The following is an 11,834-nucleotide window of genomic DNA, read 5'->3' on the forward strand; positions in this document are numbered from 1 at the left end:
ATATTAGACTGTGGGTGGTGCGCAAAGACGGTCTAACCCTCTCCGTAGAGGCTCGAACTCTCGTCTCTGGTCGATTTATCTATGCTTAAAGATGTGCCGATCAAACCTAAGATAGGGGGTGGTATGGTTCAGCGCCTGGCGTGGTCGAGCCACGTCCCCAACAGTGGACCCGCGATGCGGCATGGAGGCCAAAGCTGATTCGGTTGGCGTCGGGCGGGGACTAGGATAGAGCCCGCGGCAGGACCGTCGCCAAAGGCCGAGTTTTCTTGTCACCAGCTGCTCGAACGTCCGAAGTTCTCACGGTGCTCGCGGCACAGGAGACGGATCGCTTGACCATCGGCGACATCGTCGCGGTGCTCAAGGACCGCGCCTTCGCCCTGCTCATCGTCATTCTCGGCCTGCCGAATTGCCTGCCGATGCCGCCGCCGATCCCGCTTGTCTGCGGCTTGCTGCTGTTACTCGTTGCAGTTCAGATCACGGCGGGGATGTCGTCGCCGTGGTTGCCCCGTGCGCTCCTGCGTCGCTCGATCGCCAGAAGTGACGTGGAGCGGGCCGCCAAGCGCGCGGTGCCGCTGCTTCGGCGGCTGGAGCGCTGGTCGCGCCCGCGAATGAGCCTGTTCGAGACGGGGCTCGGCCTGCGGACAGTGGGGCTGATCCTCCTCACCCTGTCCCTGGCCCTGGTCGTGGCAGCGCCCTTGGTGGGACAGATCCCCCTCGGTCTCGCCATCTGCCTCGTCGGCCTCGGCCTCGTCGAGCGCGATGGTCTGCTCGTGGTCATGGGGCTCGGCGTCGGTGCCATCGGCGTAATTCTGAATGCCGGCTTCATCTACGCCATCGTCTCGGGCCTCATGAGCCTGTTCAGCGTGTAGCCTCAGCCTTCCAGGTGGCGCGGCCTGAACAGGCGCCAGACGAGGCCGCCCCTCGGTCCGAACAGGAGCGAGACGAGGTAGAGGCTTCCCGCCGCCAGCACGATCGCAGGCCCCGTGGGCAGATCGGCGCGATACGAGGCGGTGAGCCCGGCAAAGCTCGACACCATCGCCACCGCCATCGCCGTGGGGATCAGGCCTGACAGGTCGGCGGCCCAGAACCGGGCGGTGATCGCCGGCAGCAGCATCAGCCCTACCGCGAGCAGCGTCCCGAGGGCCTGAAAGCCTCCCACGAGGTTCATTACCACGAGCCCGAGGAAGGCGTAATGCACCGGCCCGCCGGCACGGCTCACCGTGCGCAGGAACAGCGGGTCGACACATTCCATCACGAGGGGGCGGTAGAGCGCGGCGAGGGCGAACAGCGTTACCGTGGCAATTCCGCCAAGGAGCATGAGCGCCGGGTCGTCGAGGGCCAGCACCGTCCCGAACAGGATGTGCAAGAGATCGATCTGGGAGCCGCGCAGGGAGACGAGCAGTACGCCGGCCGCAAGAGAGATCAGGTAGAAAGCGGCAAGGCTCGCATCCTCCTTGATCGCGGTCGTGCGGGTGACGATGCCGGCAAGAAGCGCCACGAACAGGCCGGCGGCGAGCCCGCCGATGGTCATTGCCGGCAGCGACAAGCCAGCGACCAGGAAACCGACTGCGGCGCCGGGCAGGATCGCGTGGCTCATGGCGTCGCTCATCAGGCTCATGCGCCGCAGCATGAGGAAGACCCCCACCGGCGGGGCTGAGAGCGAGAGGGCGAAGCAACCGGCCAGTGCCCGGCGCATGAAGCCGAACTCGATGAAGGGCCCGAACAGGAGATCGATCACGCGACGTGTCCGTGGTCGTGACGATGGTCGTGATCGTGGGCGTGACCATGAGAATGGTCATGATCGTGGGCGTGCCGGTCCCCGCCGTCGGAAGGGGGCGGTGCGTGATGATGACCATCGCCGCGCCCGCAGATGGCGGCGTCCTCGTCCCAGGCCTCGGACAGGGCCTGGGCGCGCGCGAGGTTCTCCTGGGTCAGCACCGTCTCCGTGTCGCCCCAGGCCACCGGCTCGCGGGCCAGAAGCAGCGTCGTCGGAAAATGCGCCTTGACCTGATGCAGATCATGAAGCGCTGCGACGATGGTGCGGCCCTCCCCGTGCCAACCGCGGATCAGGGCGATCAGGTCGGCGGTGGTGCGTCCGTCGATCCCGGTAAACGGCTCGTCGAGGAGGATGATGCGGGCGTCCTGTACGATGAGGCGTGCGAACAGGGCACGCTGGAACTGACCGCCCGACAGAGTGCCGATCATCCGGTCCTCGAAACCGAGGAGACCTACGGCGGAGAGAGCACGGACCAGCGTCCGGCGATCGGGGAGCGCGCTGCGCCAAAAGCCGAGGCGGCGCCAGCGGCCCATCGCCACCAGGTCGAGGACGCTGAGGGGAAAGCCGCGGTCGATCTCGCCGGCCTGGGGCAGGTAGGCGATGGCATCGGCGCCCCCCGGCCGGTCGATCCGGCCGTCGAGGCAGCGGATTTCTCCAATGATTCCCTTGAGAAGGGTGGATTTGCCGGCGCCGTTTGGGCCGACGAGGGCCATGAGGGCTCCGGCGGGGATCGTCCCGTCGAGATGGTGCACGGCGGGATGTCGGTCGTAGCCGAGCGTTAATCCACGCAAGGCGATGGCGCCGGGCTGAACGGGGACATCCCCGATGAGGGCATGTGTCATCGTTATCCCATGGCCCAGAGGATCGCCCCCCAGACCAGCCCGGACAGGATCGCGGCGATGACCAGTCGCGAGGCTGCGCCGGCCTGGAACAGGGAGCGACGGGGGGAGGGTTTGATCTGGGGAGGACGCGTCACAGCGGTTCGGGTACCAGGAAGGGGCGGAATTGTCCGAACGGGAACGGCGAACTATCTCTGGTGCTGATACACTGTAACATCGCATCAGTTCAACGTGCCGGACCACATCGACCGGCGATCAGGGGAGGATGGCGTGCACGACCATAGTGCCGTCCACGATCACGGCGCCTGCTGTGACAACGCCACGGATGCGCTCGCACGGGCGGAGCGTCTCTGCGCCGAGCGTGACCTGCAGTTCACGCGGTTGCGGCGGGACGTCCTCGAAGCGGTGGCGACTGAATCCAAGCCGCTCGGCGCCTACGACATCGCGGAGCGGCTCAGCGGTCAGGGGCGCCGGGTCGCCGCCGTCTCGGTCTACCGCGCCCTCGACTTCCTCACCGAGAACGGTCTCGTCCACCGCATTGCCAGCCGCAACGCCTTCGTCTCCTGCGGGCACCAGCATGGCGACGGAGCCGGGCTCGTCTTCCTGATCTGCCGGACATGCGGCAGCATCGACGAGACGACCTCGCCGGAGGTGGACGACCAACTCGACAAAACCTTGGCGAAAGCCGGCTTCAAACCGTCGAGCCGGATTCTTGAGGTGGAGGGCGAGTGCGGCGCCTGCCTCGGCCACGACCCGAACCCGTAGACTAGGCGCTGCGCGAGACTCAGCGCGCGTTGCGATAGGCCTGCCGCGAGGCGATGGTCTGGATCATGATCTGGATGTCGAGCCAGACCGACCAATTGTCGATGTAGTGCAGATCGTGGTTGACCCGCCGCTCCATGTCGAGATCGGTGAGGGTCTCGCCGCGCAGGCCGTTGACCTGGGCCCAGCCAGTGATGCCAGGCATCACGTTGTGGCGGCGGGCATAGAGCGCGATCCGCCGTTCGAAGCTGCGGTCATGGGCAAGGGCATGGGGGCGCGGACCCACCAGCGACATCTCACCCAGGAGCACATTGATGAGCTGGGGCAGCTCGTCGAGATTCGTCCGCCTCAGGATGGCGCCGATACGGGTGATCCGCGAATCGTTGCGGGTCGCCTGCCGGAAGACGGCGTTCTGCTCGGTCTTCATGCTGCGGAACTTGAACACGCCGAAGGCCTGCTGGTTGAAGCCGTAGCGGCGCTGGCGGAAGAAGACCGGCCCGGGGCTATCGAGCTTGATCAAGAGGGCGATGGACGCCAGGAGCGGCGCGAGCAGCACCAGCGCGACGGCGGACAGGACGACGTCGAGACCGCGCTTCAGGGCGATCTCGCCGAACGTGAGCGGCCGGCGGCCGATATTGATGCCCGACAGCCGCCCCACCCGCGCGAGCTTGAGATCGGGAAAGCGGTCCATGACCGAGCCGGGACGGAGGTGGAGAGCGGCCGGAACGCGCAGGAACGCGTCGACGCACCGCTCGATATCCGCCGCATCCGTCCAGGGGACCAGGATGAAGACGTCGTCCGGCCGCAGGAACCGCACGACCGACACCGCGAGGTCGAGGTCTTCCGACATCTGCGCCTGCCGCACCGACGCATCCTCCCGCGGATCCACGCGACGCAGGTAGCTGGTCCCGATGACCCGGAGATTCAGGGCCTGCGCATCGTTGTTGGCGTGGAAGCTGGCTATGTCCTCTTCGAAGCCGACGAGGTGGATGCGACTGATCGATGGCGAGCCGGAGCCGGTGCTCGTCGTCTGCCGGACGAGGCCCACGATGACGAGACGGGACAGGTACAGGGCCGGCAAGCCCGTGAGGAAGAAGCCGATCGCCACCGCACGCGAGAAGTCATTCGTAGTCTTGGTGGCGAAGCCGACGACGAGCACGATTCCCCAAGCGGCAAGCCAGAGACTCGCCATGCGGCGGCGGTGGAGGCCGCGGGTCAGCTGCGTCTCGATATTGTACTCCTCCCGGACGAGGTTGGTCAGGAGGACGAAGACGCCCACGAGGCCCGCCAGCTGGAAACTCCCGGTCATGCCCGTGGTGATCTGCTGGTCGAAGGCGAACTCGTAATAAATCGCCTCCACGAGGTAGGCGGTGACGATGATTGCAGCGAGGTCGGAGACGGCCAGAGCCGTGGACAGCCCGAAGCGGATCGCACCGCGCCACCGCCGCGGAAGGACGGCCGCCCAGGCGTCGCGTCGCGTGTCGCGCGCGGAGGGCAGGCTGTGGTAGATTTCGGGAAGACGTTGCTGGAACATCTGGGGCGCTGTGTACCGGAGTGAGACGTGGCTTGTGCCAGAATGGGACGTTGTCCCCCCTGGTCATCCTTATGTCCGTCCGGAGCGCAAACCTCGGACCCGCCCGCTTCAGTCGAAGCTTTACCTCGCTGGTAGGAAAGCCGCGCATCGGGTGGACCTTCGATCCTGTGCCCATGCCGCGATGGCGGTCGCGTTACGCGGCCACACGCAACCTCTATCGGGATCGCCTGGAAGCTCCTGCGTGTCCCCGGATGTCGGCCATCACGGCGGCCCCGCCCTGGATGCCGTCCAGCTTTCTCTGCGCTGTGCGAAAGCGTGGCTGATCGCTATGGCGAAAGGCCAGCATCCGTTCCGTGGTCTGCCGATGGAGCTTTGCGATCATCGCGGATGGAGACGGTCTGCAATCGGCGGCCAGCCAAACCATAGGCCGATTGGCAAGAGCCGGTGAGTTCTGCCCCAAACTCGGCGAGCCGACCGCCCTCACAATTCAGGGTGCCCTGTCACGGGATCCGTCAGGCCTATTGGCGTTCGTGGGCTTCGAACGCGGCTCGTCGGGACTGCGGTACAGGATGCACCGGGCTCGATCCTTCCGAAGGTTCGGTGGCGCTGTGAACCGATGCCGGACGCAGGCAAGCCGTAGTGGTTCAGTCCGAGGGCCCGGTATGCCGTCACGCTCTCTTCCGGCGTGCCGAAGGTCTGCAACGACTGCGCCGCCGCGCCATATCCGCGCCGGGCTTCCATCGCGGATGGAGCGCGCCGTACAGGACATGCTCTCGAACTCACGGCTACCACTCTCCTCCCGCCTCGCGCGGACGAGCCTGCGCGCGTGGCGCCCAGGCCCTATCTGCTTGATGTGAAATCAGGTGGCCGCTGCGCTGGCAGCGCGGCGCAGAGACGCCACAGTGGCCGTTCGAGACCGAGCAATGCAGAGCAAGCCGGCCTGCCGGCCTCGAAGCGTGGTGGCATCCCTTTCGGAGGGCGTGGAGTCGAAGATGCCGCCGCGCGATGAGGCCGATCAGGCAGCCGTTTCGGAATGCCGCTCCCCCGAAGAGCCGTCCTGCGTCTTGCTCAGGGTCTGGATCGGCTCGAACCCTTCGAATTGCGGATGGCCGAGATAGAGAGGCTTCGTCGTCGGCGCGCGGCTATGCGCCTTGCGGAACTGCTCCGACCGGGTCCAGGCCTCGAAAGCCGATTTGGAAGCCCAGACGGTATGCGACGCATACAGCACATGATCCTCGTAGGACGGGCCGCGAAGCAGCTGGAACTCGACGAAGCCCTCCATTTCACCGAGTTGGCTGTCCCGCCCGAGCCAGACCTGCTCGAATTCCGCCGTCGCGTCCGGAACAACCTTGAATCGATTCATGGCGATGAACATGAAGCACCTTCTTCGTGTGGCAGGAAGCTAGGGCGGCCGGCCGTCCGCGCAATATTCTAAGCCGCAACATCGTGATTCGGAATGGCGGGAAAAGCTTCATTAGTCCGTGTTTTAATGATACGATTCCTTTCATCATGGCGGTGGAGATAAAAACGATTCTCTGTCGTCAGTGTGAAATCGAGGTCGTTCTGTTCTCTAGTTTGCAACGGCGAGTTTGCAGTCACTCTTGCCATCCTTGCCCGATTTGTGGTCAAGCTGGTTCCGCCCACGTTGGATCCAGGGTTTCGCTCGTGATTCCTTGGCCGCTTCTGGAGATCCCTTCCCCTCAACGGGAGGGCCGTAGAGATTTGCAGGTTCACCTGATTTTAACTTTCGAACGTACCGAATGCGGCATATTGACGATGACGCGTCGGTTGCGGAGATAAACACAACCGGCCAAGACCGTATTAAGCACTGAAACGAGTGATGATGCCCAAGCAAACTACCGATGTCGACCGCCTGGTTGGGTTGCGGATCACGGCCCTGCGCAAGGCTCGTGGCCTCAGTCAGACTGCCCTCGGGACCGCCGTCGGAGTGACCTTCCAGCAGGTTCAGAAGTACGAGAAGGGGCAGAATCGGGTTGGCGCTGGCCGACTCCGCGAGATTTCCCGTCTTCTCGAAGTGCCTGTCTCGGCGTTTTTTGAGGAAGACGATGCGGGAGGGACACAATCTGAGGTCTTCGGCTTCCTGAGTGCCCATGGCGCGATCGAGCTTCTCCAGGCTTACGCTCTGATCGAGGACGACCAGCTCCGGCGTGACGTTCTGGCAATCGTGCGGACTGCGGCGAAGATGGGAAAACGTTCAGAAGCCGCTGCGGCAGTCTGAACGGTTTTCAGTTATCCGATAAGGTGAAAGAAGCTTCCTGACACCCTGCTGCATCGGTGACCGGCCATCCCTAGCGGAACTCCTTCCGCGTCGGTGACCACCGCGAGGGCGACATCCTCGGTGGGAGGCGGCGTCAATTCGCTGGCATAGTGGAACTCGTGCCCGACGAGGCGAGATCCGCTTCGCCCAAGCGGGCCATCGCCGATGAGCCTCGCGACGCGGTAGCCGAGATGCAGGCGGCGCACCTTGTAGGAGGTCGCGACGGGGAGCAGACCCGCCATCGCATGCGTGACGCCCGCTGCGTCTTCCAGCCCCAGTCCGAGAGTCATGTAGCCACCGCATTCGCCATGGACGGGCTTGTGGCCGGCAAAGCTCCGGAGGCCGTTCAGGAACCTGTCGGCCGCCGCCAGTTTCCCGGCATGAAGCTCCGGATACCCGCCCGGCAGCCAGCAGGCATCGCAGCTCTCCGGGGGTGCCTCGTCGGCAAGGGGAGAGAAGGCGACAAGTTCGGCGCCCGCCGCGCGCCAGCCCGCCTCCATATGAGGATAGAGAAACGAGAACGCCTCATCCGAAGCGATGGCGATGCGTTGCCCCGGGGGAGGGGGCAGGACGGCATCCGACACGTCCGGCAGGCGACCCGACGCAGCCGCGAGGATGGCGTCGAGGTCGAGGCCGGCCTCTGCCAGATCGGCGAGGCGGTCGAGCCTTGCGGCGAGATCGCCAGTCTCGCGAGCTTGGACCAACCCGAGATGACGCTCGGGCAAAGCGAGGGCCGCATCGCGCATGAGCACCCCGAGGACCGGAATGCCGACTCGCGCGAGACCGGCCTCGACTAGGCGCCGATGGCGGGCGCTGGCGACCTTGTTCAGGACCACCCCGGCGATGCGGATCCGCGGATCGTAGCGCGCGCAGCCGAGTGCCACGGCAGCGGCCGATTGGGCGGCACCCGAGACGTCCACGACGAGCAACACGGGCCAGCCGTAGCGTGCGGCGATGTCGGCATTGGCGCCGGTCCTGCCCTCGGTAGCGACGATGCCGTCGAACAGGCCCATGGAGCCCTCGGCGATCACGATGTCGGCGTTGCGACCTGCCATCGCCGCAACCGAATCGAGCATGGCATCCGGCATGGCGAAGCTGTCGAGATTGACACTGGGATAGCCCGTCGCAGCCTGATGAAAAGCCGGGTCGATATAGTCCGGCCCGCATTTGGCACCGCGCACGGCAAGGCCGCGCCGGGCGAGCGCCCGCATCAGTGCCAGCGTCACCGTGGTCTTGCCCGAGCTCGACCGCGGAGCGGCGACGAGGAGGCCCGGCGGATGGGACCGTCCCGGCATCGTCATGCCCCACCTCCGGGCGTCGGCTGCCCCGTGGGTCGGAAGCGTCGGTCGTAATCGGCGGAGTAGAGCGCACTTTCGCGGAATTCGCGGGCCGCAAGGGCCGGGCCGACGAGGATCAGTGCCGTCCGCTCGAGGCCGGCGGCGCGCACATCCTCCGTGATGGTGGCGAGGGTACCGGTGATCACACGCTCATCCGGCCAGGTTGCGCGGAACACCACGGCGGCGGCGCAATCCGCCCCGTAGAAGGGTACGAGTTCGTCCACCACGGTCTCGATGACGTGGATGGAGAGGTGAAGGGCCAAGGTCGCGCCGGTGGCGGCGAAGGCGGAGAGCGTCTCGCGCTCCGGCATGGCGCTGGCTCGGCCGGAGGTGCGGGTCAGGACCACCGACTGGGCGAGGCCCGGTACCGTGAGTTCGCGCTGGAGCAGGGCGGCGGCGGCGGCGAAGGAGGGTACGCCCGGCGTCACCGTGTAGGGAATGCCGAGCCGGTCGAGGCGGCGGGTTTGTTCCGCCAGCGCGCTCCAGATCGAGAGGTCGCCCGAATGCAGCCGCGCCACGTCCTGCCCGGCTTCGTGCGCGGCGACGATCTCGGCCACGATCGCATCGAGGTCCAGGGGCGCAGTGTCGACGACGCGGGCATCGGCCGGGCACCACGACAGGATCTCCGGTGCCACCAGCGAGCCGGCATGGAGGCAGACGGGACAGCGCGCGATGAGATCGCGCCCGCGCACGGTGATGAGGTCGGCGGCTCCGGGGCCGGCGCCGATGAAATGAACGGTCATCCCGCCTGAGTGGCGAAATGCGCGGGAAGCGCAAGGGCGCATGTGACGGAGTGGGAGGAGATCCGGGGGAGGATCAGGGTTGCACCTTCGCCGGCGGCGGCCAGCGCCGCGGCCTCTGCCACTGAGCCGACCCCCCGGCTTGCCTCGATCCGCCCCGAGCGGGTCGGCACGCGGCAATCGACCGCAATCATCTCGGCGGGTGCCATTCCGATGGGGACGAGGCTGAACGCGGCGGCGGCTTTTACGATCGAAGGCTCGTCCGCGCGGTCTTCGGCGGTGGCGATCGCGCGGAGCCGATCCGGCGCATGACCACTTTCGACGAGCGCGCGGTGGATCAGGGCGACGATCTCCTTCGCTGTCGCGCTGTGCCGGAACCCGATCCCGGCGACAGGCGGCCGACTGTCGGAACCGGCGGGATGCGGAGGCGCCGTCTCCATCCCCTCTTCCCGCGCGCGGGAAGAGGGGCGGGAAGAGGGGCGGGAAGAGGAGAGGGTAGGCCGTAGCGCTCCCGTCACGGCTTCGTCCAGACCCACTGCGTCACCGGCATTGCGGCGCGCCAGCCGTGGAGATGGCCGACCGGGTCGGCAAGGGCGACTGACAGCCGCTTCAACTGTCCACCGAGACGGGCGAAGGCGCCAAGCAGAACCGCCTCACCCTCCAGGGTGACGACGTTGGCGACCAGTCGGCCCCCCGGTTTCAGGGCGTCGATGGCGCGGTCGAGCACGCCGGTGCCCGAGATGCCGCCACCGATGAAGACCGCGTCGGGTGGTTCCAATCCGTCGAGGGCAGCGGGCGCCTCGCCCTCGACCACGCGCAGGTCTGGCACGCCGAGACGGGCGGCGTTGCGGGCGATACGGGCCGCCCGCGCCGGATTCGCCTCGATGGCGAGCGAATGGAGGCTGGGACCGCGCAGCATCCACTCGATGGAGATGGAGCCGGCTCCCGCGCCGATGTCCCAGAGGCGCTGGCCGGCGCGCGGCCGCAGGGCGGCCAGAGTCACGGCGCGTATATCCGCCTTGGTGAGCTGGCCGTCATTCTCGAACCAGGCATCGTCGAGGCCGGGGCTCAGGGAGAGGACGCGCGCGTCCGCATCGGCGACGACCTCCACCGCCAGGGTGTTGAGCGGATCGATGCCGGTGAGGGCGAAGGCGTCGGCCCGCGCGTCCAACCGGCGCTCGCGCGGGCCGCCCATGGCCTCGAGGACCACGAGACGCGAGGAGCCGAAACCGCGCTCCGTCAGCAGGGCGGCGACGGTCTCCGGCGTCGTCCCGTCCCAGGTCAGGACGAGGAGGCGGGCGCCCGACTGGAGATGGGGTACGATCCGCTCCAGTGCCCGCCCGTGCAGGGTGAGGCAGGTGCTCTCGGCCAGCGGCCAGCCGAGCCGTGCCGCCGCGAGGCTGAAGGCGGAGGTGTGGGGTAGGACGCGCATCTCGGCCGCCGGCAGCAGCCGCGCGATCTCGGCGCCGATTCCGTAATGGAACGGGTCGCCGGTGGCGAGGATGCAGGTCGGCCGGCCGCGTCGAGCGAGGAGGCCGGAATAGGCATCGGAGATCGGGCGTGGCCAGACCCGCGTCTCGGCCTTCAGCGGTGCGCCGAGGGCGAAATGGCGGGCTCCGCCATACACGACCTCCGCCGTGTCGAGGGCGGCGGCGGCGGCGGGGCTCAGGCCCGAGCGGCCGTCCTCGCCGATTCCGACGATGGTGAGCCAGGGGGCGGTGCTCGACACGGGCGCGGCGCTCATGGACAAGCCTGCCGGATAAGGAGACGGCGACGATGCGAGTTCTGATCCTCGGCGGCACCAGCGAGGCGAGCACCCTGGTGAAGCGCCTCGATCCGAGGATCGACGCGACGCTGTCGCTCGCGGGTCGCACCAGCGCACCGAAGCGCGAGCCGGTGCGCACCCGCATCGGCGGTTTCGGCGGGCCCGAGGGCCTCACCGCCTGGATCGCCGAGAACCGGATCGAGGCGGTGATCGATGCCACGCATCCGTTCGCGGCGCAGATCGGCCGCAACGCGGCGCTCACCTGCAAAAGGACCGGCGTGGCACTCCTTGCCATCCGCCGCCCGGCCTGGGAGCGGAGGCCGGGAGATCTTTGGACGGAGGTCGAGACCATGGCGGAGGCCGCCCTCGCCCTTGGCGAGATGACCCGTAGGGTGTTCCTGACGATCGGCCGTCTCGAAGTCGGCGCCTTCACGACCGCCCCACAGCACGATTATGTAGTCCGCAGCATCGAGCCGATTGGCGATGCCCTGCCGGTGCCGCGCCTTGCCGAGATCGCCGCGCGCGGCCCCTTCGACGAGGCCGCCGAGACGGCGTTCCTCGCCGAGCGGCGGATCGAGATTCTGGTCACCAAGAACTCCGGCGGTCCAGCCACCTACGGCAAGATCGCCGCCGCCCGCGCCCTCGGTATCCCGGTGGTGATCGTACGCCCGCCGCGGAAGCCCGACGTCGCCAGCGTACCTGATGCCGAAGGAGCGCTGGCATGGCTGGAAAGGCGCCTGGATTGCTGACGTCCCGCCCGCGCCCTCATCCTGAGGCCCCCTGCGCGGGCGCCTCAGGATGA

Annotated in this window: 13 protein-coding genes; 4 read left to right on the forward strand and 9 right to left on the reverse strand. The window is 67.2% G+C overall.

From position 1 onward, the window contains the following. The first annotated feature begins 266 nt into the window (after window positions 1-266). Window positions 267-869, forward strand: a complete 603-nt coding sequence (locus tag K368_RS0108100) for an exopolysaccharide biosynthesis protein (protein WP_280940229.1) — start codon at window positions 267-269, stop codon at window positions 867-869. Window positions 870-871: 2 nt separating this feature from the next. Here the strand turns inward: K368_RS0108100 and K368_RS0108105 are convergent, their stop codons facing one another. Genes K368_RS0108105 through K368_RS27575 form a run of 3 tightly spaced genes read right to left on the reverse strand, consistent with a single transcriptional unit; the run spans window position 872 to window position 2,753 of the window. Continuing rightward, window positions 872-1,696: a metal ABC transporter permease gene (locus K368_RS0108105; RefSeq protein ID WP_197031065.1), complete on the reverse strand. Its 825-nt coding sequence runs from the start codon at window positions 1,694-1,696 to the stop codon at window positions 872-874. A gap of 38 nt (window positions 1,697-1,734) precedes the next feature. After that, entirely contained in the window at window positions 1,735-2,619 is an 885-nt protein-coding gene (locus K368_RS0108110) for a metal ABC transporter ATP-binding protein (RefSeq protein ID WP_036266090.1), read from the reverse strand. A 2-nt stretch (window positions 2,620-2,621) separates the two neighbouring features. Further along, window positions 2,622-2,753: a hypothetical protein gene (locus K368_RS27575; RefSeq protein ID WP_280940230.1), complete on the reverse strand. Its 132-nt coding sequence runs from the start codon at window positions 2,751-2,753 to the stop codon at window positions 2,622-2,624. A gap of 133 nt (window positions 2,754-2,886) precedes the next feature. Between K368_RS27575 and K368_RS0108120 the strand changes: the two genes are divergently transcribed. Beyond that, the gene (locus K368_RS0108120; RefSeq protein WP_036266093.1) at window positions 2,887-3,381 is read left to right on the forward strand and encodes a Fur family transcriptional regulator; all 495 of its coding nucleotides are present in this window, start codon (window positions 2,887-2,889) and stop codon (window positions 3,379-3,381) included. 19 nt (window positions 3,382-3,400) lie between these two features. On the opposite strand, the gene K368_RS0108125 is transcribed toward K368_RS0108120, so the two are convergent. Next, window positions 3,401-4,912: an exopolysaccharide biosynthesis polyprenyl glycosylphosphotransferase gene (locus K368_RS0108125; protein WP_027171945.1), complete on the reverse strand. Its 1,512-nt coding sequence runs from the start codon at window positions 4,910-4,912 to the stop codon at window positions 3,401-3,403. 1,015 nt (window positions 4,913-5,927) lie between these two features. Then, window positions 5,928-6,287, reverse strand: a complete 360-nt coding sequence (locus tag K368_RS0108130; protein WP_027171946.1) for an antibiotic biosynthesis monooxygenase — start codon at window positions 6,285-6,287, stop codon at window positions 5,928-5,930. Between the two features lie 465 nt (window positions 6,288-6,752). Between K368_RS0108130 and K368_RS0108135 the strand changes: the two genes are divergently transcribed. Beyond that, a complete protein-coding gene (locus K368_RS0108135) occupies window positions 6,753-7,151 on the forward strand; it encodes a helix-turn-helix transcriptional regulator (protein ID WP_027171947.1) in 399 nt (132 codons plus the stop codon). Window positions 7,152-7,162: 11 nt separating this feature from the next. On the opposite strand, the gene K368_RS0108140 is transcribed toward K368_RS0108135, so the two are convergent. From K368_RS0108140 to K368_RS0108155, 4 genes are all read right to left on the reverse strand, one after another. Beyond that, window positions 7,163-8,491 carry a cobyrinate a,c-diamide synthase gene (locus tag K368_RS0108140; protein ID WP_027171948.1) on the reverse strand — a complete coding sequence of 443 codons (1,329 nt, stop codon included), beginning with the start codon at window positions 8,489-8,491 and terminating at the stop codon, window positions 7,163-7,165. Beyond that, on the reverse strand, window positions 8,488-9,270 hold the full coding sequence (gene cobM, locus K368_RS0108145) for a precorrin-4 C(11)-methyltransferase (RefSeq protein WP_027171949.1): 783 nt from the start codon (window positions 9,268-9,270) through the stop codon (window positions 8,488-8,490). The genes K368_RS0108140 and cobM overlap by 4 nt, the downstream gene beginning before the upstream one ends. Further along, window positions 9,267-9,707, reverse strand: a complete 441-nt coding sequence (locus K368_RS0108150; protein WP_027171950.1) for a cobalamin biosynthesis protein — start codon at window positions 9,705-9,707, stop codon at window positions 9,267-9,269. Before K368_RS0108150 ends, cobM begins: the two co-directional genes overlap by 4 nt. A gap of 74 nt (window positions 9,708-9,781) precedes the next feature. Further along, on the reverse strand, window positions 9,782-11,011 hold the full coding sequence (locus K368_RS0108155) for a bifunctional cobalt-precorrin-7 (C(5))-methyltransferase/cobalt-precorrin-6B (C(15))-methyltransferase (protein WP_027171951.1): 1,230 nt from the start codon (window positions 11,009-11,011) through the stop codon (window positions 9,782-9,784). Window positions 11,012-11,043: 32 nt separating this feature from the next. On the opposite strand from K368_RS0108155, the gene K368_RS0108160 reads away from it, so the two are divergent. After that, window positions 11,044-11,781: a cobalt-precorrin-6A reductase gene (locus tag K368_RS0108160; RefSeq protein ID WP_036266097.1), complete on the forward strand. Its 738-nt coding sequence runs from the start codon at window positions 11,044-11,046 to the stop codon at window positions 11,779-11,781. Window positions 11,782-11,834: the final 53 nt, after the last annotated feature.

The sequence above is a fragment of the Methylobacterium sp. 10 genome, assembly GCF_000519085.1.
In the GTDB taxonomy this organism is placed as follows: domain Bacteria; phylum Pseudomonadota; class Alphaproteobacteria; order Rhizobiales; family Beijerinckiaceae; genus Methylobacterium.

Excerpts from the sequence above, each read along its gene's own strand:
- K368_RS0108105 (WP_197031065.1), bottom strand. The coding sequence starts at position 1,696 with ATGCGCCGGGCACTGGCCGGTTGCTTCGCCCTCTCGCTCTCAGCCCCG.
- K368_RS0108110 (WP_036266090.1), bottom strand. The coding sequence starts at position 2,619 with ATGACACATGCCCTCATCGGGGATGTCCCCGTTCAGCCCGGCGCCATC.
- K368_RS0108125 (WP_027171945.1), bottom strand. The coding sequence starts at position 4,912 with ATGTTCCAGCAACGTCTTCCCGAAATCTACCACAGCCTGCCCTCCGCG.
- K368_RS0108130 (WP_027171946.1), bottom strand. The coding sequence starts at position 6,287 with ATGTTCATCGCCATGAATCGATTCAAGGTTGTTCCGGACGCGACGGCG.
- K368_RS0108135 (WP_027171947.1), top strand. The coding sequence starts at position 6,753 with ATGATGCCCAAGCAAACTACCGATGTCGACCGCCTGGTTGGGTTGCGG.
- K368_RS0108140 (WP_027171948.1), bottom strand. The coding sequence starts at position 8,491 with ATGACGATGCCGGGACGGTCCCATCCGCCGGGCCTCCTCGTCGCCGCT.
- cobM (WP_027171949.1), bottom strand. The coding sequence starts at position 9,270 with ATGACCGTTCATTTCATCGGCGCCGGCCCCGGAGCCGCCGACCTCATC.
- K368_RS0108150 (WP_027171950.1), bottom strand. The coding sequence starts at position 9,707 with ATGGAGACGGCGCCTCCGCATCCCGCCGGTTCCGACAGTCGGCCGCCT.
- K368_RS0108155 (WP_027171951.1), bottom strand. The coding sequence starts at position 11,011 with ATGAGCGCCGCGCCCGTGTCGAGCACCGCCCCCTGGCTCACCATCGTC.
- K368_RS0108160 (WP_036266097.1), top strand. The coding sequence starts at position 11,044 with ATGCGAGTTCTGATCCTCGGCGGCACCAGCGAGGCGAGCACCCTGGTG.